Annotated in this window: 19 protein-coding genes, 1 tRNA gene and 1 pseudogene; 5 read left to right on the forward strand and 16 right to left on the reverse strand. The window is 38.2% G+C overall.

Going from position 1 to position 25347, the window contains the following annotated elements; all coding sequences use genetic code 11:
* Positions 1–166 precede the first annotated feature (166 nt).
* From ACFIJP_RS06265 to ACFIJP_RS06280, 4 genes are all read right to left on the reverse strand, one after another.
* Positions 167–1222, reverse strand: coding sequence for a DUF2125 domain-containing protein (locus tag ACFIJP_RS06265; protein WP_375626293.1), 1056 nt, complete (start codon positions 1220–1222; stop codon positions 167–169).
* A 422-nt stretch (positions 1223–1644) separates the two neighbouring features.
* Entirely contained in the window at positions 1645–2391 is a 747-nt protein-coding gene (locus tag ACFIJP_RS06270; RefSeq protein WP_375626031.1) for a glutamine amidotransferase, read from the reverse strand.
* 146 nt (positions 2392–2537) lie between these two features.
* On the reverse strand, positions 2538–4097 hold the full coding sequence (locus ACFIJP_RS06275) for a heme biosynthesis protein HemY (protein WP_375626332.1): 1560 nt from the start codon (positions 4095–4097) through the stop codon (positions 2538–2540).
* An 11-nt stretch (positions 4098–4108) separates the two neighbouring features.
* Positions 4109–5293 (reverse strand): COG4223 family protein, encoded by a 1185-nt coding sequence (locus ACFIJP_RS06280; RefSeq protein ID WP_375626334.1) that lies wholly within the window; start codon positions 5291–5293, stop codon positions 4109–4111.
* Positions 5294–5677: 384 nt separating this feature from the next.
* Between ACFIJP_RS06280 and tsaD the strand changes: the two genes are divergently transcribed.
* The 3 genes from tsaD (at position 5678) to ACFIJP_RS06295 (ending at position 9289) form a co-directional block, all read left to right on the forward strand.
* Entirely contained in the window at positions 5678–6772 is a 1095-nt protein-coding gene (tsaD, locus tag ACFIJP_RS06285; protein ID WP_375626336.1) for a tRNA (adenosine(37)-N6)-threonylcarbamoyltransferase complex transferase subunit TsaD, read from the forward strand.
* A gap of 614 nt (positions 6773–7386) precedes the next feature.
* Complete coding sequence (locus ACFIJP_RS06290; RefSeq protein WP_375626338.1) at positions 7387–7821, forward strand: EVE domain-containing protein; 435 nt, start codon at positions 7387–7389, stop codon at positions 7819–7821.
* 787 nt (positions 7822–8608) lie between these two features.
* Complete coding sequence (locus ACFIJP_RS06295; RefSeq protein WP_375626340.1) at positions 8609–9289, forward strand: response regulator transcription factor; 681 nt, start codon at positions 8609–8611, stop codon at positions 9287–9289.
* A 144-nt stretch (positions 9290–9433) separates the two neighbouring features.
* Here the strand turns inward: ACFIJP_RS06295 and ACFIJP_RS06300 are convergent, their stop codons facing one another.
* The 5 genes from ACFIJP_RS06300 to argH form a co-directional block, all read right to left on the reverse strand.
* Positions 9434–10204 carry a class I SAM-dependent methyltransferase gene (locus tag ACFIJP_RS06300; protein WP_375626352.1) on the reverse strand — a complete coding sequence of 257 codons (771 nt, stop codon included), beginning with the start codon at positions 10202–10204 and terminating at the stop codon, positions 9434–9436.
* A gap of 221 nt (positions 10205–10425) precedes the next feature.
* Positions 10426–12855 carry a TIGR02302 family protein gene (locus ACFIJP_RS06305; RefSeq protein ID WP_375626045.1) on the reverse strand — a complete coding sequence of 810 codons (2430 nt, stop codon included), beginning with the start codon at positions 12853–12855 and terminating at the stop codon, positions 10426–10428.
* 116 nt (positions 12856–12971) lie between these two features.
* Positions 12972–14246, reverse strand: a complete 1275-nt coding sequence (lysA, locus tag ACFIJP_RS06310; protein ID WP_375626342.1) for a diaminopimelate decarboxylase — start codon at positions 14244–14246, stop codon at positions 12972–12974.
* A gap of 9 nt (positions 14247–14255) precedes the next feature.
* A complete protein-coding gene (locus ACFIJP_RS06315) occupies positions 14256–14435 on the reverse strand; it encodes an LPS translocon maturation chaperone LptM (protein WP_375626049.1) in 180 nt (59 codons plus the stop codon).
* 51 nt (positions 14436–14486) lie between these two features.
* A complete protein-coding gene (gene argH / locus ACFIJP_RS06320; RefSeq protein ID WP_375626050.1) occupies positions 14487–15887 on the reverse strand; it encodes an argininosuccinate lyase in 1401 nt (466 codons plus the stop codon).
* A gap of 32 nt (positions 15888–15919) precedes the next feature.
* On the opposite strand from argH, the gene ACFIJP_RS06325 reads away from it, so the two are divergent.
* Entirely contained in the window at positions 15920–16615 is a 696-nt protein-coding gene (locus tag ACFIJP_RS06325) for a TlpA disulfide reductase family protein (protein ID WP_375626344.1), read from the forward strand.
* Position 16616: 1 nt separating this feature from the next.
* Here the strand turns inward: ACFIJP_RS06325 and ACFIJP_RS06330 are convergent.
* The 7 genes and pseudogenes from ACFIJP_RS06330 to ACFIJP_RS06360 all read right to left on the reverse strand — a co-directional run bounded on the left by ACFIJP_RS06330 (position 16617) and on the right by ACFIJP_RS06360 (position 25011).
* Positions 16617–17092: pseudogene (locus tag ACFIJP_RS06330) on the reverse strand (YaiI/YqxD family protein).
* A gap of 31 nt (positions 17093–17123) precedes the next feature.
* A complete protein-coding gene (locus ACFIJP_RS06335; protein WP_375626054.1) occupies positions 17124–17978 on the reverse strand; it encodes a YihY/virulence factor BrkB family protein in 855 nt (284 codons plus the stop codon).
* A 410-nt stretch (positions 17979–18388) separates the two neighbouring features.
* Positions 18389–19318 (reverse strand): prephenate/arogenate dehydrogenase family protein, encoded by a 930-nt coding sequence (locus ACFIJP_RS06340; protein WP_375626056.1) that lies wholly within the window; start codon positions 19316–19318, stop codon positions 18389–18391.
* 1924 nt (positions 19319–21242) lie between these two features.
* Positions 21243–22283 carry a DNA polymerase III subunit delta gene (gene holA / locus ACFIJP_RS06345; protein ID WP_375626347.1) on the reverse strand — a complete coding sequence of 347 codons (1041 nt, stop codon included), beginning with the start codon at positions 22281–22283 and terminating at the stop codon, positions 21243–21245.
* 4 nt (positions 22284–22287) lie between these two features.
* Positions 22288–23082, reverse strand: a complete 795-nt coding sequence (locus ACFIJP_RS06350) for an ABC transporter ATP-binding protein (protein WP_273787584.1) — start codon at positions 23080–23082, stop codon at positions 22288–22290.
* On the reverse strand, positions 23075–23971 hold the full coding sequence (locus ACFIJP_RS06355) for an ABC transporter permease (protein ID WP_375626060.1): 897 nt from the start codon (positions 23969–23971) through the stop codon (positions 23075–23077). The genes ACFIJP_RS06350 and ACFIJP_RS06355 overlap by 8 nt, the downstream gene beginning before the upstream one ends.
* A 62-nt stretch (positions 23972–24033) precedes the next feature.
* Entirely contained in the window at positions 24034–25011 is a 978-nt protein-coding gene (locus tag ACFIJP_RS06360; RefSeq protein ID WP_375626061.1) for an ABC transporter substrate-binding protein, read from the reverse strand.
* A gap of 185 nt (positions 25012–25196) precedes the next feature.
* On the opposite strand from ACFIJP_RS06360, the gene ACFIJP_RS06365 reads away from it, so the two are divergent.
* Positions 25197–25271, forward strand: a tRNA-Gly gene (locus ACFIJP_RS06365).
* The last annotated feature ends 76 nt before the right edge of the window (positions 25272–25347 follow it).

Genomic DNA, 25347 nt, shown 5'->3' on the forward strand with positions numbered 1-25347 from the left:
TAGTTAGGAGTAAGTGGTAATTTTTTATTTTTACAGCTATTTTTTTACCATTAAATACGCATTTTGTTAAAATAGATTTTGACACTCTAAAATTGCAAAAAAAGTGTAAAAATCAGAAAAAATCGAAATTTGGTGGTAAAAATGAAAAAAGGCTTGGGTACAAAACCTAAAGTGGAGCGAGACGACCAAGTTTTAAAAAACCTAATTTTACCCACCCATTATTAATGAGCAAGGGGAGAACGGGAGCGCCATCGGCATTTTTAGGCAGTGCACCCAAAATAAAAAATAACGCTTGAAGATTATTGTCCTGCGCGGGAAATAAGCGCTGCAAAGTGTTAAGAAGCTTCATGGGCTGAATATGGACAAGTTCGAATTCTGCTGTCAAATATCCTTCTTCATCAAAAGAAAAAGGTCCACTAATACGTAACCCACCACCTGTATGAAAAGTCAATTCACCTTGCTTTAAAAGCCCACTTTTTCCATACAGTCGCTGTTGCCAATTTTTCCCTTCATCTTCAGACAAAAAAGAGATGTCATTTAAAATCACTTTCAAGTTACCATCAATTTTTGGGACATCAACAAAAGAAGATGTAAAAACTAGAGAAACATCAAAACCGTCAAAAGTTATATTTCCCAACAAATCATTCTTTTCATGTTTCAGATCAAAGCGCAAAAATTCTGCCGTTATTTTTTGAGGCATATCTTTTGTCTCTAACGGCTGAGTAATCATGTCATGCGTATTTTGCAAAGATGCTTGATCTTCTACATTTTCCTGTGTCGTTTTTTTATCTGTTGTTTGTTCTCCTAATGCTTCTTGAGGCTTTTGATCTTCAAGGGAAGAGGAAAGAGGTGAAATTTCAAGCCCTTCAGCTATAAACTTCAATGTTTTACCCGTTTTCCAATAAGGTTCTGTTTCAATAACCAAATTGCGCCAACGCGATACTATGGAAGTTTGTCCGGAAAAAACAATTGATGCAGGAGAATGAACATTAAACTCGACCAAATGAGGTGCATAAATTGGTGCACCAGCTGTCAAACGCCCCGTCGATACAGAAACCCCATGTAAAGGCCAAGAAAATTGAAAATTGTCGCAAACAACACCGATACGTAAAGGATAACCATCCTTGCGCACATTCTCACATACCGCCGCCATATTATAGGAAGACGCTTTTGCAAATATATCAGAAACTTGCTCTTCTATTTTACGTGAAAAAAAAACCAGAGTGCGCTATAAATAAATATCAGAGCAAGACAAAGGAGCCCACAAATTAAATAGCTCAAAGAAAATCTCTTTTGTGATGACGGTATTTGAAAGGATTTAGACAACATTAAAACTTTCTTTATCTCTTAACTTCCTCCCCACCCTAAAAAGGACAAAGATTCTTAACCACAGTCAGTTTATAAACAATCCAACTTCTTAATCGACCGGATTTTATCTACTGATCACTTCAAGGAGTTCCTATACATCGTTCTAAAGTACAGTATCTCATAAGTCCACCCACCAAGATCTTTTTAAGAAAATCCATTACACTTTCTAACAAAAAATACCTCATGTGTAAAGTTTTACATGAGTTTTCTATCTCTGCCTTAAACGATACTGTTTTACAGCACAACAAGAACGATAATAAATAGTGTTTCTAACACTCACACAAATGCGGTCGGTACACAAAAAATCTGGTGTAATGCACCTTCAAACCATTGGCTTAAAGCTTGATCATAAATTAAACGACCTTTCAAATGTGCACAAGCAGGTTGAGCACCTTTTTCAGTCAATTTATGTGCCGAACGCACGACTAACCGTCGCATCATAGCACGTGTAAACTCAGCATGAAATTGCAAACCCCATGCATTGTTTCCATAACGAAAAGCTTGTGTAGGATATGTATGCCCTGTTGCCAAAAGCATTGCCTCTTTCGGTAAATCATAAATACCTTCATCATGAAAATGATAGACCATTTCTGGCCAATTCATCAATTCCTTCCCTTGAGGGGTTGCTTCTAGTGGATACCAGCCGACTTCAACAGTCCCATCACTTCTTGTACCAACGCGCCCCCCTAGATTTCGCGCTAACATTTGCGCTCCAAGACAAATACCCAAAAAAGGCTTATTTTCCTTCAGTGATAACGAAATCCAATCAATTTCCTCACCAATATAGGCTTCGCTGTCATTCACACTCATCGGCCCCCCTAAAATAACAACACCGGCATAATGCTCTAATGTATCAGGGAGTTTTTGTCCAAAAATAGGACGATAAATATCAAGAACAAAACCATTTTGTTGTAAAAATTTTCCTAAACGACCAGTATAGGTAGACCGCCGATGAATAACAACAGCAATCCTTGGTTTGTTATTTTTTTGTTTTTTATCAAGACATCTCTGATGTAAAAACATTTTTTAACCAATCACCTCTGCAACCAAGCAAAACTTCATTTTTAAAGCATAAGAGAATAATTTTATTGGACAAGACTAACGATATTTTTTCTTCTAGGTCAATTGTTTCTTCTGAGAAAACATTTGTATTATCACATTGGTGCAATTTAAAATAAACGAAATTTTTTCCTCGATAAAGATGTTTCTTCTTCTGTTTTCACCCCTGGATCATCAACATTTAAGTGAGTTTGACTGAACATTTTTACATCTTGTTCTTTTATATCTTGTTTCTCCACCTGCGCATTATGCAAAAGAGAATCGTCTATAGGTGTTAATTTTTCAAGCTTCTTATCTTCAACACCATCACTTTTCCCCATAACATACTCTTTGTCTTGCTTTTTCGGCACAATATTGTCCGCCTCTAATGTGAGAGAAGGCATACAGGGAGGCGCCTTCCATTCAAAACAGCCCAAACGTCCACTGATTGGAGAAACCGCTGACCAAGAAGAAAAAATGGACCCATCACACATCCATACTGGATCACGTTCAGCACGAAGTGCTAAAGAAAGCCATTGACGCACAGCACCTTGATTGTTTCCCTGTGCCTCTTCAATATCTGCCAACAATAAATAAACACTTTCCCGTGGATGATACTGTAATGCTTTTTTTGCCTGCTCTCTCGCTAATGCTGTCTCACCAGCATCTAAAGCTGCTTTAGCAATAAGGAAAGCCGATTCAAATGCATCTTTATTATAAGAAGCAAGTGTCTTAGCCCTTTTTAATCGCCCAATGGCTCCTTCTTCTCTTTCAAGATAAAGCGTCCCCAAATCAGGATGAGGATTCTTTTGCCAAGCCGCTATAATCATTTTATCCGCTTTACGCGTTTCATTTAACTTATAAAGAATATCAGCAGCAATAACTATTACTGGAACAAAATCAGGCGCCAATTTATGGGCTTTCAAAATGGCTTCACGTGCTTGTACAGGATGTGTATCAAACAAAGAAAGTGCCTGCCCACTTAATAGTAAAACCTGTATATGCTGCCGCTCTGGAGTCGCGCGAACAGAACGCGGGAGAGCTTTTTGCGTTCTCTCAAAAATAGTAAGTGCCTTATCCCATTTACCCTCAGTACTTAACCGATCAAGCACCGCCTGATGCGCCCATAAAAGTGCTGGCGATAAAGTCAGTGCCTCTTCGGCATATTGTTGCGCTGCCTCATAAGCTTTACTCTTCATCGCTTCACGAAACAAACCATAAAGTCCAACCAGTTTTGTTGGATCTTCCTTTCTCATCTCCTCATAAAGACCGATGGCCCGAACAGAGTTATTTTGTAAAGACAAGGTTTGCGCTTGTAAGAATTTTACCAATGGCTCTTGTTTTCCTGCAAGATATTTAGCAACCCGTGCTTCCATTTTTTGCGCAACCATACTATCACCAGCAAAAGTTGCAAGAATCCCCTTTGAAAGAGCTTCATAACCGCGCTTTTTATGGCGTTTATACAAATAATTGGAAAGAGTACTTGGTATAGAAAAAAAGAAAGACAATAACCACCATAAAAGCACCAGCGTTACAAAAAACAAAATAAGCACACTTAACACTGTAAGAAATGAAGCAGAAAATCTGAAATGCAAAAATGTGAGAACAAAAATACCATTGTGATTAGCAACCCACGTGAAAGCTAAACCGAGGATACAAACAACAAAAATATAAATAAAAACACGTATCATCTTGGGCCTATTTACATCTTTGTTGCTTTAAAAGATCCTTGTTGCACAGACAATAACAATTGCTGCAACAACTGTTGAATAGCAATATGTCTTTCAAGCTGCTTAACAAAATCCATTGAAACATCTTTTGCACTTTGAGGCAATGATTGCCATTCGCTCAAAGCCTTTTCGTAATCACCAGCTTGAATGGCAACTTCCATGCGTGCCGCAATAGCCCCAAGCGTCATCCCTTCAACATTTCCAATCGGTCGCGAAACAATGAGCCCTTTTATCCATGCTAAAATTCGGTCAAAAAAACCAGCATCTGACGCAACAAGATTTTGCGTACCAACAATTGCATCGGCAACATGAGCAAAATCAACTGAAAGTTGTGCTGAACTTGGAAGACCCACAGTAGCTGTCTTTTGCAACACATCAAGTCCATCAATCGAAGGCGATAATTGCTGTAACAGCTTTAATTCATTATTATAAGATCCACCACGCTCTACAGCATTTTTTAATGAACTAATTGCAGTAAAAAGCGCGGTATCTATTTCTCTTTTCTCACTATTTTTAACAGCAGTTTCTTCCTGTAGTGTTTCTAACTGTTGTTTTAACGCAGCAAGATCATTTGCATTGCTCTGCCCAACAGACAAAGCCGTCTCTATCTCTTTCGACTCTCTAACAAAAGTTTGTACAGTTTCTTCAAGAGCTTTTACTTTTTCCTCTAAAATTGCAAAAGCTTTTTTGCTTTCTTCTTTCGATAGTTCATCATTTTTCGTTGTTTTAAACTGTTGTGATGAAAAAGAAGAAAACTCTGTTTTTAACATATCGATTTCTTTAAAGACCCGGCTCAATTGTTCCTTTGTGTCTTTACCTTGACTTTTTGCGGCTTCAGCAATCTGCAAAGCTTTTCCCCCCCCAACAGAATTTGCCACAAAAGGAGAAGGAAAAAGACCAGCCCATTGAAGCCCCATAAAAATTCCCAAAGCAATGAATCCCCCCAAAATCCCAGAAAGGGACAAAAAAAGCCAAGTTGTACTAGAGGTACTTTTATCCTGACCTTGCATATTCTGTTTTTCTCGCGCATGAGATTCTACAGAATTGTGGATTTTTTCCTCTGAATCATGGAGAACAGCTTCATGTTCAATAACTGGTTTCTTACGGCGCGTACCAGCATAATGTGGTTTAACTTTTGGTTTTGAAGAATCGACCATCTCTGTCACTTTTTGTGCACACTTTTTTTAATGATAAAATAATAAAATGAAAAAAGTTTTAAAAATGAAGCTTTTCTCAAATATCTTCGTTTGCTTTACATTCTTTTTATAAAGAGTATAACTTTATAAAAATTTTCCAAATCTCATTTTTCTCAATAATATTTACAATTATAGACTTTAATAGACAAGTTTTTAAAAACACATTTGCATTTTGTACTCAAAAATACAGCTTTATTTTTTAATCAACAATATCATGAAATTCAAAGAAAATACCAAAACACATATTTTTCATAGAAAAATCAATTCTAAGAGAAATACTTTGCATCTTTTTCTGTTCATGATACGCACACAGGAAAGAAGCTTCAATATAAGGTTTTGTTTAAAATGCGTCTTCTAGGAATAGAAACAAGTTGTGATGAAACGGCAGCGGCTGTCATTGAATATAACAATGAATCAAACAGCCGAATTCTTTCCAATGTTGTTTGGAGCCAAATTGATCACCATGCACCTTACGGTGGTGTTGTTCCTGAAATTGCTGCTCGTGCCCATGTTGAAGTTCTTGATCATTTAATTCTGCAAGCACTAACAGAAGCAAACACAAAATTAAAAGATATTGATGGCATTGCAGCCACCAGTGGACCTGGTTTGATAGGAGGATTGTTGGTAGGCGTTATGAGCGCAAAAGCACTCTCTCTTGCCACTGGCAAACCATTTATTGCGGTAAATCACTTAGAGGGACATGCTTTAACAGCTGTCTTAACGCACAGCGTCAGCTTTCCTTATTTATTACTTTTAGTTTCAGGGGGTCATACACAAACAATCATTGTTCATGGAGTAGGCAACTACCAACGTTTAGGAACCACCATTGATGATGCATTAGGAGAAGCCTTTGATAAAACTGCAAAACTTTTAGGTCTTCCTTATCCTGGTGGACCAGCACTTGAAAAAGCAGCTTTATTTGGTGATAAAAATCGCTTTCCCCTTCCACGACCTTTAAAAGGTGAAAAACGGTTAGATTTTTCTTTTTCCGGACTAAAAACTGCTGTTCGACAAGCCGCAACAGCCATAGCTCCTCTTACAGAAAATGATATTGCTGACATTGCCGCAAGTTTTCAAGCCGCCGTAACCGATACGATACATGATCGTATTCACCTAGCCCTACAACACTTTACCCACCAATATCCTCTCTCTCATAATCAAGGAAAGCGTTCTCCTGCTTTGGTTGTCGCGGGCGGTGTTGCCGCAAACCAAGCCATTCGTTCTACGTTGCAAGAACTTGCCCATCAACATGGTTTTGAATTTATAGCCCCTCCTCTTTCCTTATGTACCGATAATGCTGCAATGATTGCTTTTGCCGGTGCACAAAAACTCGTACGAGGAGAAACAAGCTCTCTCGACATTGCACCCCGCTCACGCTGGCCATTAGATGAAAAAGCCACCCCCTTAATCGGAATGGGACGCCGTGGAACAAAAGCATAATAAAATTGACGTTCCCCCCACACACACATCTTAAAAAACGAAGATTTCTACTCAATCCGGTCTGTAGATAATCCGAATTCTCTATCGATCGGATTCCACCTGCTTCGCACTCACACAATTCACTTAACCTAAAGCTCAACACGCAAGCCTAAATATTCACCACACATTCTAAAAAACTTTATGTTTCAAAAAACAGCCTTATATCACTACACTTCAAACGACAGTATTTTACGGCATAGTAAGATCTACTCTCTCCCACAAAGTATAGATATGAATGCTATTCTTTGACCTCATCATCTTCGATCATCTATTCGTTTCATTGCCGTTGTAATTTAAAGCTTTTTAGAATCAATTTTCTTAATTTTCTCTAACAAACTCTTATAGTGACCGCATTTCAAACCATAGCTGAAAAGATAATCAAAGAGCAAAATACCTTTATACAACATGAAATATCAATAGATCATGGTTCTCTCCTACATATTATTTTGAAACAAGAAAAAACAGATAATACCAGTTCTTTACCCCATTTTAAAAATCATCGTTGATGGTGTTACAAAGATGCTTATAAAAATACACATTATGAATGCATAACAGTCTATGAAAAAGGAGAACTCATGGCTTATTGGCTTTTTAAATCTGAACCCTACAAATGGTCATGGGAGATGCAAAAGAAAAAAGGAGTTAATGGCGAACAATGGGATGGTGTACGAAATTATCAAGCCCGTAATAATATGCGAGCCATGAAATATGGCGATAAGGGTTTTTTTTATCACTCAAATAAAGGTTTAGAAATTGTAGGTATTGTAGAAATATGTGCTGAAGCACACCCTGATTCTAAAAGCTCTGATCCACGCTGGGAATGTGTGGATATCCGTGCACTTTGTGACATGCCAACACCTGTTTCATTAAAACAAATTAAAGCCAATCCCAAACTAGCAAATATGGTGCTGGTTAAAGCCAGCCGCTTATCAGTGCAACCCGTGACAGAAGATGAATGGAAAGAAGTCTGTTTGATGGGCAACCTTAAGAGGGAAATGCTTGTATCTTGAAACAATAATTTTTATTCATTAACTCATACAAAAAGATGCGTCATAGCATTGCACAAAAAACCTCTTTATAACGCATCTTTTCGGCATTGCTAAAGACAAAGCTTACTCAACGATTATAATAAGCAACACCACAAAAATCGCACACAAAACCCCCTCGCACACAAATGCAACGAAAAAACAAAACTGAACGTATATAAAAAACAATAAAAATGACCTTGGAATTCTCCTAAATAGTGCATATGTGTAAGGTGTTGCACAGTTCTCTTCACACTTAAAAAATGCATCATATTGAGTATTCATTGTTTTACATGTTGGATGAGAGCCCCTCATACCGCAGGATTCTCTCATTCCCAACCTGTTTATATTGAATCAATCACAAGCTATTTGCTTGCACATTACAAGCGGAAAAAGTCCCGTATGGATAAAAACGTGAAAGAAAGGACTAAAAATTCCTTTTATGAATCGTCTCAAGTGCCAAGGACTGTCCGCAACACCCACGAACTGGCAAAGTGTATGATAGTGTCGGCTTGTTTCTCCATAAGCGTAAAGATGATGATACCTAATGGCTAAAACACCTTCTAGAACATAAAAAAATGCTTCCAACCAATACATAAAATACTCTGCAGACAGCAAGACCTTCTTTTCGGCAAGCAACCATAGAAATGATAAAAGTTTATTTTTTAGAGACCCTCTTTTTTAATTTTCCTCTTTTAATTTTTCTTGCATGAAATCTTATTTTTCATGAAACTATACCAATCAGTGCATCAACATGCCTATAAGGAAAAACATGAACCACTATACTCTTTTAATCGTTGAAGACGATGATCTACGCCCCGTTTTAGTAGAACAATTGCAAATGCATCAAGAGTTTGAAATTTTCCAAGCAAAAACAGTAGAAGAGGGAATGAAAATAATCCAAGAAGAAAATATTGATCTCGCTATTTTGGGACTTAAATTTCCTGATCTTGATGGTTTCAAAGCCGTAAAAAAATTACGCATCCAAGGATTTCGTGCCCCCATTATCATGATAACAAATCATGATACAGACTGCGATAATATTTTAGATCTTGAAACAGGCGCCAATGATTATGTGACAAAACCCTTTCGCTTTGCAGTGTTATTAGCAAGAATTCGAGCACAGTTGCGCCAATATGAACAAAATGAAGACACAACCTTTCATCTTGGCCCCTATACTTTTAAACTGAGACAAAAACTTCTTCTTGATCAATGCAACACTAAAATCTGTCTCACAGAAAAAGAAGCAGCAATTCTTAAGTGTCTCTATTATGCCAATGATAAAATTGTTAGCCGTGAAACATTGTTAGAACAAGTTTGGGGTTATAATGAAAATATTGTCACCCATACTTTAGAAACCCATATCTATCGTTTGCGACAAAAAATCGAAAAAGATCCCTCCAATGCACAAATTCTCATAACAGATCAAAATGGTTATCGTTTAAATCTTTAATTCGAGATTTACTGTTTCAAAAATAATTTTAATATCTTAAATGAAAACAAAAACGAGATGAAAAAAACCTTCACATATAATGTGCAAAAATTAAAATAAGAAAATCCTTCTATATTTGCGGTTCTTATGCCAATGGCAAAATGATTAATTATCTTTATAAATTAAAATATTTCGCACTTGTGGTGATAACGCAGGAATAAAAACACGTCGCGATTGACGACGCTGTACCAGCAACCCCTGATAAACACGTTTTTGTGCCTGACACATTAAGAGTCCCCCAAAATAAGGCAAAAGATAGCGTGCAAATGGCTCATAAAAAAATGAGAACAACCGCGAAACATAACCCGTAGAGGGCATATAATGTACAATTTCTTGTATTGACCCAGAAACAAAATTTGTTTTTTCGAACAAACGAGTAATTTGTTGCCGACTATAAGGCTCGCCATAACCAAAGGGCGTAGTAATATTGCGCGCCCAAAAGCCAGAGCGATTAGGTACAATAACGATCAAGTGGCCATTGGGTGCTAAAACACGCCATATTTCATTCAATGTTTCAAATGAATTTTCTGTATATTCTAATGCATGTACCAATAAAATACAATCAACTGACGCATCAGGAAGTGGCAAATCTTCTTCAAAAACAAGCGCTGTAGCAACTTTCTCAGCACAAGGCCAAGACGAAGCACCCTGAGCAGATGGCATAAAAGCAAAACATTGTTGGGCACGTTCACGCAATGTAGAAAGATAAGGAAGTGCATAACCCAACCCCATAATCCGTTTATCCGTAAGATCAGGCCACCATAAATTCAATTGGTCACACAGCGTCTTTTGCACACGCAGCCCAAGTGCAGAAGCATAAAAATCTTTCAGCGCAACGATATCCAACTCAACATACCATGTAGAAACAAATTTCAGACATTACAGATTTTCATATACCAAACTTATATGGACTTCTGCTCTTTTTCCGCAATAGCGAACATTTCAATATTTCATATTTTAAACTTAAATGATCAAAAAATCAGTACAGCAGGATGATTTTGCGTTACAAGCGCTTTAATCATTTTCTTGGAGATGAACCCCATAGAGATTCTTCATACACTATTTCTGACATCAATTAAGAAAAAAGCCAACACTGGTTAATTAAAATGAAGCAATCTTTCAAGATAGTTTTTTTCTTCTTCTGGAATATGCTCTTTACCAAGACGTTTGCGAATTTCATCCAAAATCTGCCGCGTACGCATTTGATCACTTTTTTGTGGTAGTGCCTCACCTTCTTGTTCTTCATCTGTTTTTGAAGAAAGTGGACGTCCTAACGGATCTTTAGGACCAGAATCAGCATTTTGATCATTTCCCGTTTCTTTGAGTGTTTCGCGCATTTTTTTCAAAACATTTTGTGCACCTTGCCTCAAAGATTCCAAAGCATCAGACTGATTTTGTATAGATACCTGATGATTTCCATTATCAAGAGCATTCTCCGCAGAATTCATTTTTTCTTCTGCCCTTTTCAATGCGCCCCCTGTTTCAAATCCTTGTTCTGATAATTCTTTTTCTAATGTTGATAATTCAGACTGCAATTCAGCTTGACGTTTTTTTAAAGATTTTTTCTGTGTTTCCGGCACATTTTCTCCGCGTTTTTGTTCCATCTCTAACTGATGTGTTTCATTGAGAATTTCTTGCTGACGACGCATTAAATCTCCAAGCTGGTCCATCTTTTCTTTCATTTGTGCAGATTGGCTTTTTTCTCCCTCATTTTGATTGCCTTTTTGCACATGCAAATGATCAAGCGTCTGTTCAACTTCCGCTAAGAGTTGTTCAGCTGCTAAAGAAGAGCCCGTTTTAGCCATTTCCTCAATTAAATTTAGCTTTTCTTGTAATGTAGCTTCAGAAAGATTAGGACTTTTTGAGCTTTTAGAATTTTTAGAAACTTGACTATCTTGTGCTTTTTCAGCCAAAGCACGAATATACTCATCCATAGCTTGACGTAAATCTGCCATAAGCCGTTCAATTTCTGCCGCTGAAGCACCGTAACGCAATGCATCACGTAAAGCAGCTTGAGCTTGTTTTAAATTTTTTTGCACGGATTCAAGCTGATTATCTTCAATACCCAAAGCAATTTGCCATAAATAATCCACCACACCACGCAAATCATCTTCTGTTTGTGCTAAAGAAAGTCTTGTCCACGCACTTTGTAGAACAAGAAAATGCTTTACATTTTGCAAACCTTTTTCTGGACGCACAAGCAAAGCAGAAAGCATATCCAATACACGCTCTCTCGCAGAAGCATCAAGCGCTAATAAACGACGCAATTCACTCACCGCACGCGCGACAGGATTTGAAAAAACGTGTTGCGGTAATGTCATAACAAAAGTTTTGCTACGCCCTTTCTGCCCCGCACCATCTTCTGCCACCAAAGTAATTTTGACTTGCGAACCTGCCCATGGATGCGCTGATATATCTTGCACCATCCGCATTTTTCCCTTTCCACCACGCGGAAGAAGAAGCTCTATTTCCGGAGCATTATAAAGAGAGGAAGCACTTTTATTCTGAGAAAGAAAAGGCTCTATTTCAACAAAAGCCTTTGTCACACCATAATCATCATCCACCACATATCGTAACTCTAATGATCCCGTTAAAATCCTCCCTGGTTTTTCCAGCCAATGAATTGTCGGAAGCGTGTCCTTAATCATCTGCAAATGCCACTGCTGTTTTTTACGGCGTGATGATACAAATAAATTCATTGAATGCTTTAAATGTGTTTCAAAATGAGCGATTGGATCATTCAAAGCTGTTTGTTCCGTTTTCTCTGAAAACGAAACTTCCCTCCCATCTTCTACAGACTTTGCTTTTACTGTAACGCCAGCCCCATTGACAACACGCACAACAACATTACTCCCTTCAGGGATTTCTAGTTGTGTTTTCTCATCTTTTGTCAAATAAATCGGTGCCACACCGGTATAAGCAGGTGGTGTTACCCAAGCATCAATCCGCATGAATTTTTCATCAACAACAGGACGAAAATCAAAGGCATCAGCCAAACGCCCCCCTTGTGAACCAAAAGAAAAACTAAAAGCGCACACAAAAAGAAGAACACACAAAGCCCTCAAAGCCAAAGGATCATAATCCGCACTATTAAGAGAGATAAATCCAGTTTTTAAATGGTATAATTGTTTTGCCATTCGGCGTTGATGTTCACGCCAAATAACAGCACTAAAATCTTCATCATTTTCAGAACATAAACGATCTGTCTGAATATTCAAAGGCTGATGTCTAAGATCATTGACGCGTTCAAGACGGCAATTCACTTCCCGTATTGTGGGAAACCGAAAACGAACAAGAAAAAATAAACTCGCCCCAGCACAAACAAGTATAACCCCAAGTAAGAGCAAATGTGACCAATAGCCCAAAATGCCAAAAAGTCCCAACCAGCTAAACGAACAAAAGAGACTAACAACGAGGAAAAATGGCAACAACCGCACCCACATCCGTTCAAATGAAAGGATTCCCCACATCAAAATGCGCACACACAAAAGCTTCATTGCAAAGCCTTTGATGTTTTTATTTTTCATAAACAAGCATTTATCCCCTTTTATCGTGGTGCATTAAGATCATAAACCCCATACAAGACAATTTCTAGAAAATAAATTGTTTCATCAAAGTTTAGTAAAAATAAGACCAAAAACACTTAAGAATTCTCAACCCAATCAGGAATATGATCACATCCCATCAATTGAGCATAATCAAGACGTGGACGAATAACCGCATAACACGTATCTTGAACAAGAACTTCTGGGATCAAAAGTCGGCTATTATAAGTACTCGCCATCACAGCACCATAAGCTCCAGCTTGCGTAATTGCTAAAAGATCACCGGGTGCCAAAATCGGCAAGTAACGATCTAGTGCTAAATAATCGCCAGTCTCACAAACAGAACCAACAATATCTGCACGAATAAGGGGAGCATCTTTTGCTGCTTGCTTCACAAGGACGACATTCTGCCAAGCATCATAAAGCGTTGGACGCATCAGATCATTCATCGCCGCATCTACAATAACAAAATTCCGCCCTTGTCCCCTTTTTAAATAGAGAACAGATGTCATCAGTACACCAGCTTGTCCCACAATGCTCCGCCCCGGCTCCACAACAATATTAATCCCTAAAGGAGCAATATATTTCTTTACCAGCGCAGCATAATCAAAAGGAGAAGGTACAGTATGTTGTTCACAACCATAGGCAATACCAAGCCCACCACCAATATCTATATGCGTTATTGCATAGCCATCGCTCCACAATTGACGCACACAATCTGCAATAAGAAGGAATGCTTCTTCAAATGGCTTTAAATCACAAATCTGACTGCCAATATGCATATCAATACCGCAAACCTGCAATCCAGGTAAAGAGTCCGCTTTTTTATAAGCCTCTCTTGCCAACAACAATGGAATACCAAATTTATTTTCAGATTTTCCTGTTGTAATTTTCTTATGGGTCTTTGCATCAACATCTGGATTAATGCGCAATGAAACACGTGCTATCTTTGAAAGCGCAACAGCACGTTGAGATAACTGTTCAAGTTCCGGCTCTGATTCAACGTTAAAACAATAAATATCCTGTGCAAGAGCAAAATCTATCTCTCTCATGGTTTTACCAACACCAGAATAAACAATACGATGTGCCGGAATACCAACAGCAAGGGCACGCCGTAATTCCCCTTCTGAGACCACATCAGCTCCCGCTCCATTGTTCGCTAAAAGCCGTAAAACTGCTTGATTAGAATTGGCTTTAACCGCATAAGCAAGCAGACTAGGCATCCCTTGAAAAGCCTTTTTATAGTCTTTAAAACGTGTAACCAATGCATTGGCGGAATAACAATAAAAAGGAGTCCCCACCTCCTGCGCAAGAACAGCAAGTGAACAACCCTCAGCATGAAGCATACCTTGATAGTAAGAGAAAAAATCCACACTTTCCTCCTACTTTATCAAACGATCAAGAATAAAAGGTTTATCATCTTCACTTTGAGCAACAGATGTTCCTTGCACAGACTTTTCCACACTTGTAAGAGGCATTTCCAATGACCCTTTACGCCCACACCCAGCAACACAAACGCCTCCTAAAAGGACAATCATCAACCCCTTTAATATAATTTTCATCTGTCCTCTTTCCTCATCTCGATCTCTTTTTTACCTTTAAAATACAATCACTCAAGCGTTCACAAGACACTTTTTCCAATACGCAATTTGCCGAAGAACCTCTGAAGGTGCTGTTCCCCCAAAGCTTTTGCGACTTTCAACAGATTTTTCAACGGTCAAAACATCAAAAAGTGTCGCATTGATATCAGGACAAATTGCTTGAAGTTCATCTAATGATAAATCCTGAAGGCGACACTGTTTTTTTTCTGCCAATGCCACAGCACACCCTGTGATATGATGTGCTTCGCGAAAAGGAATCCCTAAATTGCGTACAAGCCAATCAGCAAAATCTGTAGCTGTTGCATAGCCAGAATCAGCGGCTTGTTTCATAACTTCTTTATTAACTTTCAAATCAGCAATCATCCCTGTCATTGCTGCTAGTGATAATTCCAAACTCAAAGCCCCATCAAACACATATTCCTTATCTTCTTGCATATCCTTTGAATAAGCAAGGGGTAACCCTTTCATCACCGTTAACAACCCCATCAATGCGCCATTCAACCGTCCCACTTTAGCCCGCACAAGTTCGGCAGCATCAGGATTTCGCTTTTGCGGCATAATAGACGAACCCGTTGAAAAAGCATCTGATAAACGAATAAAATAAAACTGTTCACTTGACCAAAGAATTATTTCTTCTGCTAAACGTGAAAGATGCGTTGCACAAAGAGCGCCAGCGCTTAAAAATTCTAAGGCAAAATCACGATCCGAAACACTATCAATCGAATTGCGTGTAGGTTCTCGAAAGCCTAACGCTTTTGCTGTCATAAAACGGTCAATTGGAAAGCCTGTACCTGCTAAAGCAGCCGCCCCTAAAGGCGATTCATTCATGCGCTCAATCGCATCACGCATCCGCGATAAATCGCGACCAAACATTTCAACATAAGCCATCATATAATGGCCAAATGTTACCGGTTGTGCTGATTGTAAATGCGTAAAGCCTGGCATAAAGGTATCAACATGTTGTTCTGCTCGAATAAGCAATTGCTCTATCAATCCTTTTAAAGCTTGTGCTATCTTTTGCGTTGCTTCACGCACCCACAAGCGAAAATCAACAGCAACTTGATCATTGCGTGAGCGAGCCGTATGCAAACGCCCTGCTACAGGACCAATCAATTCGCTCAGCCGCGCTTCAATATTCATATGAATATCTTCAAGCTTTCGTGAAAAAACAAATTTACCGTCTTCAATTTCTTGGCGAATAAGTTTCAAACCATGAACAATTTTTTCATAATCTGATTGTGAAATGATTTTCGTTTGCGCTAACATAGCCGCATGAGAAAGGGAACCTTCAATATCTTGTCGATAAAGTTTTTGATCAAAATCAATAGAGGCATTAATTTCTTCCATAATTGCAGCAGGACCTGCCGCAAACCGACCACCCCACATTTGGTTCTTTAACTTCTCATCTGTCATATTCTGAAAACACCTATTTAAAGGACAAAATTATGATTTTTCAAATTTTCATCAGCGAAAAAAACAATAAAAAAAGGCAATTCTCCCTTGCTTTCTTTATCATTGCATTGAGTTTATACGCAACCATAAACTACGATACCAAAAGAGAGTCTTTTCTTTTCAATTTCATTTCAGCAGCACAAGCACAAAAAATAAACATTGATAAAGCACGAGCAGAAAAAATGGTGGCGATCCGAAAAGCAGCAAAAGGCTTTTTTAGCCACATAAGATTTGCTGATACGCCCTCAGATATGAAGAAACTCTCTTTCAAGGACATTCGAGGAAAAGAGCGCACACTCAGCGAATTTACTGGAAAACCGATGCTGGTCAATCTATGGGCTATTTGGTGTGCACCTTGCCGCACAGAAATGCCAGAACTTGCGCAATTAAAACATGAATTAGGTGGAGAAAACTTTGATGTCATAGCTATTAATATCGATAAAACTGCTTCTCCTGAAAAAATTCAGCAATTTTTACAGAATATTCATGCGGATAATTTGCTTTACTATCGCGATGAAACAATGGATATTTTCAACAATGTTAGAAAACAGGGGCTTGCTTTAGGACTCCCCATTACATTTCTCATCGATAAAGAGGGATATCTCATTGCTTCCTTCAATGGTGCAGCTCCATGGGCCAATGACGATGCCAAAGCACTTATAAAAGCTGTTATAAAAGAAGCCCTATAACCTAATAACCGCTTCTTTTTAAACGTTGTATAACAAGATCCAGTGCTGACAAAAAGGCAGAACGGTCTTTACGAGAAAAAGGACGGGGACCACCTATTATACTGCCCTGTCCACGCAAATCTTCCATCAAATTGCGCATCGCCAAAGCCTGACCAATTGAATTTACATCAAAAATACGCCCCGTTGGCGAAAGACAAAAACCCCCAGCTTGCACAACCCGTGCTGCTAAAGGAATATCACTGGTAATAACGATACTTGCCTCATGCACATGTTCTACGATCCAATCATCAGCACAATTGAATTCACCAGCAACGACCACTCTTTCAATGAGTGCTTCATCTGGAAGGAAAAAAAACGATTTGCCACAACAAATGTCTTAAGCTGATAACGATTCATCACACGATAAACTTCATCTTTTACAGGACAAGCATCCGCATCAATCAACAAAGTAATAGCAGGCTTTATTGGGATATTCATACCTTGGCTTTCACGCAATAGTTAAGTTCTTTCATCCATCTGAATGTTGCAAATGCTTGCGATAAAACATTATCGCCGCGTTTATTTCTCCTCCCAAAATAAAAATTGCACTCAAGATGTAAAGAAAAATAATAGCAACCATAATAGATGCTAACCCTGCATAGGTAGAAATATAATCAAACATTGTCAAATATTGTGCAAAAGCAATTGAAGCCATAAACCATACAAACATTGTCAGTACAATTCCTGGTAAAATATCTATAAACTTCCGCCGCTCTGCTGGTAGCCATTTATGCACAATCAAAAGACTTACAAAGAGAACAACCGCTGCGATTATGTAACGCCATAGACGAATAACACCGATATATTCTGTAATGAAAAAAGAATGATTTTGCATAATCTTGATCAGCAGAGGTGTTAAAATCAACAAAACGCTGATCACAATAAGACCAACAGCTCCAAGAATCACAAAAAACAAACTTTGAAAACGACAAAACAACAAGCTACGCCGATCAACAACACGATAAGCTCTATTTAAAGCTGTACGTAACGCCTCTACCCCATTAGAGGCAAAATAAGCCGCCCCAATGACAGAAACTGTCAACACTCCCCCCCGCTGTATGGTTAAAACATTGATAATTTCCTGAGATAAAGGCTCTGCAATGACATCTGGTAATAACTGCACCAAAGCTTTGATTTTTTGCGGTGTATATGTAAAAGCACCAAGAAAACTGGCAAGAGAAGTTCCAAAAATAAAAAAAGGGAAAAATGCTAAAAGCCCAGAGAGCGCGACATGGCTTGCAAAAGCACTCCCATTATCACGCCAATAATGGCTCACTGCGTCAACAAGGATACGATAGCTATACCTAAAGATATTTCTTAACAAATCTCAATACTTTCTGGTAAAACTCTTCCTCTGTCTATTTCAAGCTTTATAAAAATCATCAAAACTCTGCAAACAAACATCTTCCGATGTTGTAATATAAAGGGCAATAATCAACACGGTCAAGCCTGACTTTATACTAAAACAAAAACAACAACCCACTATATGAAATTCTACAACGACTTCATTTTTTTGTCTCTTCTATAGATCAGTAACCTCTTCTGTACATCATATGCCCTATAGAGAGTTAAGCACGATAATCTTGCACACATAAAACCTTTTGAAGTCATAGTTATCTGTATCGAAGCAATCGCCACTCTTTTTTATTGCCATCTATGACTGAATAAAGAAAAAACTTCTTATCGATTTCTAGAAAAAACCAATGAAATTCAACAAAAAAACCTTGCTTTTATTCACCCTTTTTTAGAAACACTCTGACGTCCAAAATCAGGAGCATCAATTTCCTGTCCAGCATCAATAATATTGCGACGTACAGCACGCGTACGTGTAAAAAAGTTAAACAATGTCTCACCATCTCCTAAACGAATTGCCTGCTCTAAAAAAGCAAGCCCCTCACTAAAACGGCTCAACATTTCTAAAATAGCATCCTTATTATGCAAACAAATATCGCGCCACATAACGGGATCAGAAGATGCTAAACGTGTAAAATCACGAAAACCGGAAGCGGAATAAGCAATGACTTCTGAATTTGTTACTTTTTCTAAATCACTCGCTGTCCCAACAGTATTATAAGCAATCAAATGCGGCAAATGCGAAACAATAGCCAAAACAAGATCATGATGTTTAGGATCCATCTTTTCGACACGCGCACCACAAGCTTCCCAAAACGCTGTTAATTGTGCGACAGCAGCAGCATCACTCTCAGCAAAAGGCGTTAAAATACACCAACGATTCATAAATAAATCAGCAAAACCAGCATCTGGTCCTGAATATTCCGTTCCAGCAATTGGATGCCCTGGAATAAAATGAACTGTTTTTGGCAATAAAGGTGCCATTTCCGCAATAACCAACGCTTTCGTAGAACCAACATCACTCACAATCGCTCCAGGTTTTAAATGATCACGAATGTTTTTTGCTACTTCTGCACTAGCCCCAACAGGAACAGAAAGAATAACCAAATCTGCTCCTTCAACAGCTTTTGCATTATCTGTCGTATAAAAGTCCCCAAGCTCCAATTCGCGCGCTCTTTTCAAGGTTTCTGAACGACGTGTTGCAATAGAAATTTGAGCCGCAAGGTTTTTCTTTTTAATAACTCTTGCTAAAGAAGATCCAATCAGACCGATTCCAATGAGTGCTATTTTTTCAAATTGAATATGGCGCATCTTTCACCTTCAAAGATTCTTTGCAAATGGCAATAAAAACAATTGTAAAATCATAATTTTCCTGTCTGTTTGTTCAAGAGTTATGCGTAAAACATTAAAAAACGACAACTAGGAAATAAAGAATAACGCAGTTTACCAATCATCACCTGCGCAAGCTGACAACAGATCATTTTACCTAGAAAATACATAAAAAATAAATGACGAGAAATCTAACATCACGCTCTAAAACTCCCACTTAATTACTGATCAAAGCGCATCACTGAAACAAAAATTAAATGCACTCTCAATTAAGATAACAACGACTCTACATAAAATCTCATCAATTTACTTTATCTTACTAAATCTTACTAATTTACTCACAAAAAACACATCAAAAGCGTAAGCAGACACCAACTCTTTCCAAATTATCCCAATACGTTCATTAATTTGTACATCAGACCTATATAAGAATGTATTACGCCTCCACCTACAACATCAACACAAGTTTTATGAATATTGAAAACACCGTAAAATAACGCATACAAAAAATACCATTAAAAACATTTTCCTCTCCCGATTCCTGATACCGTAAATCAAACAAATATGAGAAAAACACGCTCTCTCAATAAAGAAAAAGTTTGATAACAAAACACCGAATATCCCTTTAATGGAGCCATACCCCTCACGTAAAACAAAGCGCCCTAAACAGGATAGATTTGGATTGCAAATTCATGCGTTTGTTTTAAAAAGACATCTCTCTCCCCAGCCTATCTCACGACAGTGTTTGTAAATGTTATAACTATAAATCCATTAAGCACGACCCTCTTCACACTTAATAAAACACTATCATTATATTTGCCTACCTCCAATGTTGCAAAAACCCTTGGAATTTGAGAGCATTCATAAGAGGCATTTTTAGTGCTTTCTTGCACAGTTTTTATCCACACGCCCCCACTTATGACGTGCAAAAGACATCGTTTTGATTGACTCAATATGAAAAATGATGAGTTATAATAATAAACAATGGCTTGCTCTGTTTATGAGACACATTCATTGCTAAGATAATCATCTCTGTATCAAAAATAAAAATCTCCTCATAGGTACTGTCGTTTTCATCATAATCTATTTTGACTTTCTCCTCATCCCACGAAGATTCTTAGTTCATACCGATCTGCAAACAATTCATTTTCTTGTCTAAAAGATTCCACTAATTCACTATTTTAAGTGATTCAATTAATCTATAATATATTGATTTATAAATATAATAATTGTTTTTCAATTTGAATCATAACTTCAAATACGGTAAAATTCTTCCATCACAAACTCTCTTGTCTGCACGTCACAAGAAGACATGTGAGAAAAAAATGATGCAAAACGCTCTCTAATGCCAAAAACTGTAGCAAATTAAAAACCAGACAAATATATGATGATGCTCTGGCGTGCACTTTTATTAAGCGTAAAGATAGAGATGCTCTATGGATTTTATATTCTTCACGGAACACTTTACCGTTATACCATTCACAAAAGCCATCGCGAAATAGATATGACGCGCATTGATAAATATTTCTAAGAAAGCGTATGAACGTGTCTTCTGTTGTTTGAGATGCTCTGTTTTGCCTGAAGGGTGTTACCCCATTAAGGCACTATGAACCAGCCTAATATTCACCACATACTCACACAAAAACACCGAATGCGTAAAATTTTACCTAAGCTCTATATCACGAACCAACAGTGTTTTACGACACAACAAGATAATAAAACGGTGTAAAAACTGCCTTTCGAAGAAAAGTAATTTTTCTAAAGAAAAATTTCTATAAAAATTTCAAGCTCTTCAAATGCAACTTCAAAACTACAACTAACCTCTACTTGATAACACAACAGTTTTAATTGCTGAAAACACCTCTGTGGCGTACTAAAAATAAAAAATCATCATATTTCTAAACTGTTAAGCTGCCATCTGGCGTCGTGCAATAATTGTAAGCCCTAACAAAACTTGACGAATGATAGCTTCACCCAAAAGTGGATTTTTACGGCTGTCTAAAACAGCACCCTGAATTTTTTCCATTGCGTAGGAAATCTGTTCTAACTTCCAATATTTTAAAGCTTGTTCAACTGTCTTTTTCCGTTGAAAAAAAATGGGAGGCCGTGCTTGAGAAACCACCGTAAAAGGCGATTTTCCTTCAACTTCTACCTGATAACGCAATAGCTGTAATTGCTGAAAGTGCCTTTGTGCTGCACTCAAAATGAAAAAAAGCGCCCCATGCAATGCTGCATGTCGGTTAAAATGCGCTTCAAAGCCTGATATATCGCCCAATAAAAGAGCATCAATGACTTCATCTTGAGAAAGAGCACTGACATCGCTTACAACAGCTTTGACATCTTCAAGAGTAATATGAACATTTGCAGCGTAAAGACAAAGCTTTTCTAATTCACCTCGTGATACAAGGCGATCCGCCCCTAAACTTTCATGTAACCATCTACGTGCATCCAAAGAAATAGTCTTCTTAAACTGCCCTAAAACCTCATCAATCAAACCGTCAAGAGAACGCATATCGTCTGCAAAACAGGGCAAAGCCATTGCTTTTGATGCTGTTTCAACAGCATTGCGCAACCCTGTTCCTTTTTTTAAATCCCCTGCCTCAATGAGAATAAAACAGGCTTCTGGTGGATTCTCAATTAAACGTTTCAAGGCAGCAAGAAAACCCTTTTGGTTAGCAGCATTAGAGATCCATATCAAACGGTCTCCCCCAAAAAGCGATAACGTACGCGCTTCATTTTCCAAACGTGCAGGATCTTTATCAATTTCAGCAGCATCCAAACGAATTGTCGAAAATGGATCTTCTATTGCTACCTTTGTAAGTTTTGCAAAACATTGTGCACGCTCACAAATAAGACCACGATCTGGCCCATAAATGAGAACAATAGGAAAAGCACGTGAAAAACGCGTTAAAAACTGATCAACTTCATGTGCTTTTTTCTGAGCCACATTATTAATCCATTAACAGTTCATCATCATCAAGAACTTCCCCGCGAACTTTCTGAAACATGCCAATTAAGTCATTGACATCCAAGCCCTTACGCTCTTCATGACAGACATCCAAAATCACTTTTCCACCATGCAACATCAAGGTGCGATCACCATAATCAAGAGCCTGACGCATAGAATGAGTCACCATAATAGTCGTTAACTTTTTATCTTTAACGATTTTTTCAGTCAACCGCATCACAAAATCAGCCATTCCAGGATCAAGCGCTGAGGTATGTTCATCAAGCAATAAAACATCCGCATGAGCTAATGTTGCCATCACAAGGCAAACAGCTTGGCGTTGCCCACCTGATAAACTGTCCATAGGATTATGAATATATGCTTCAAGACCAATGCCTAATTGAGCAATTTTTTCTCGAAAAAATTGCCGTTTCTCATGGTTTAAAGCCGAGCGCAAACCACGACGACTTCCTCGAAGAGCAGCAAGAGCCAAATTTTCTTCAATTGTTAAAGAACCACAACTGCCTATCAAAGAATCTTGAAAAACACAAGCAACCTTTCCAGCGCGTTCACTGACTGACTGCCTAGAAACATTTTGCCCATTGATAACCACTTTCCCTGTTGAGGGAAGCGTTGCACCCGCTAAAACACTGAGCAAGGTTGATTTACCAGCGCCATTTGAACCGATAACCGTAACAAAACTACCCTGATCAATTTTAAGGTTAATATCAATTAAAGCCTGTTTTTCCAAAGGTGTTTGCGGTTTAAATGTAACCCCAACATGAGAAAACTCAATCACGTTTACGCCTCCTCCAATAGCGTGGCACAATAAGGGTTAAAATAACCAACAGTGAAGTAATCAACTGAAGATCTGTCGACGTATCAATACCAATTCCATTTGCCTCAAATGCAAATTGCACCGCCACACGATAAAGCACAGACCCCACAATACAGCTGATTATAATCCAAAAAATATTACGCGTACGAAATAAAGTTTCACCGATAATCACAGCTGCCAACCCAAAAACAATTGTTCCAATTCCACCGGTAATATCTGTTGCAATCGCAGTTTGAATATAAAGAGAACCACCAAGTGCAACACAGGCATTTGAAAGCCCCATACCAAAATAAATTAACGCCGACGTATGAACCCCTTGAGCTGTAGCCATCCGTGGATTAGCTCCCATTGCACGCATAGCAAGACCTATTTCGCTTTCCAAAAAACGCCAAATCAAAAACGCCACAACCAGCAATACAATACCAATGAAAAGAGGCCGCACAAAAATATCAGACAAACCAAACAGATTATAAAAGGGCGTTAACGCCGTATCAGCAAGCGCTAAATTAACATTAGATCCTCCCATAATTCCCATAATACGAAGATTAACCGTATAGAGCGCTGACATTGTTAAAATGGAAGCCAAAAGATTCAAAATACCAAAACGCAAATTCAACATAGCTGTTAATAAACCAGCTACCATGCCTGCACAAAAAGCACATGCCATAGCTGCCCATGCATTAAAACCTAAAAGAATCAAGACACCACAGACACAAGACCCAAGAAGAAATGAACCATCAACTGTTAAATCAGGAAAGTCCAAAACGCGAAAAGAGAGATAAACCCCTATAGCCACAAAAGCATAAATAAGACCTAATTCCACAGCGCCAGAAAACGCAAATATATTCATGTAAAGACAATCCCCATGAAAACTTAACGTATTTTATTGTATCAACATCCTATCAATGAAAGTCATTGAATCACTTTTGTCGCGCGATCAATAACTGCCTGCGGAATAACAATCCCCGCTTTTTTTGCTGCTTTCATATCAATTCGAATGTCATTATTAGCCGCCTGCACAACGTCAATATCACCAGGCTTTTCACCCTTTAGAATACGCACAACCAACTTCCCAGCATCACCCCCTACATCATAGAAATTCACACCTTGCGTCATAAAAGGACCGCGTCCAATAGAATTAGCATCAACAGTAAATATAGGAACATTTGCTTCCTGTGTGACCTTTACTGCACCCTCTAAAACAGAAAGAACAGTATTATCAGCAGGAATAAAAATGATATCTACCTTACCGATTAAAGCCCGTGTTGCTGCCTGAACATCTGAAGGTTTTGGTGCCGATGAAGGAACGATTTCAATTCCAACTTTTTTTGCCGCATCCTTTAACACCTTAAGTGTTGAAACAGAATTTGCTTCAGAAGCATTATAAAGATAACCAATTTTTTTCAAATCTGGTTTTACTTCTTGTAAAAGTTTAACACTTTCTGCAACATCTATACGATCAGAACTCCCCGTCACATTACCGCCAGGTTTGGTAAGCGAAGAAACGATTTTAGCTCCGATAGGATCAGAAATCGCCGCAAAGACGATAGGAATTGTTTTTGTTGCCGCAAGCATTGTTTGTGCTGAAGGCGTGGTAATCGCTACAATAACATCAGGTTTATCACCAACAAATTTACGTGCAATTTGCGTTGCTGTTGAAATATTGCCTTGCGCTGATAAAAAGGTGAGCTGAAAATTTTCACCTTGCTTATAACCATTTTCTGCAAGAACATCTTCCACACCTTTACGAACGGCATCCGCAGCAGGATGGACCATAATTTGTGTGAGTGCAACTTTAATGTGTTTAACTTGGTCATCCGCTTTTGCAACACTGTTCATCATAAAAACAGCTGCAATGATAATCCCCAATATATTTATTCTCTTCAACATTATATCCCGCCCCTCTCTATGCAAAAGTAAAAAAGGGGTAATCTATTACTGAAGAATCTTATAAAATCAATCTTTATTTCATTTTATTAAAACATGGACAAAATAAATCAAACTAAAGTGATATTTTTTTGTTGCAATTCGTAAAAGCCTACGCCATACAAGCAAGGTATATATCGAATCGGTCAGCGGGTGTAGCTCAGGGGTAGAGCACAACCTTGCCAAGGTTGGGGTCGTGGGTTCGAATCCCATCGCCCGCTCCATGTAGCTTGCCAGCGGGTTTTGTATATTTTGCCACTAGGTTTTGTACCAATTTATTTTTTTTCAAAGAGTTTTAAA

Source organism: Bartonella sp. MU37NMGALS (genome assembly GCF_042194015.1).
Lineage (GTDB): Bacteria > Pseudomonadota > Alphaproteobacteria > Rhizobiales > Rhizobiaceae > Bartonella > Bartonella grahamii.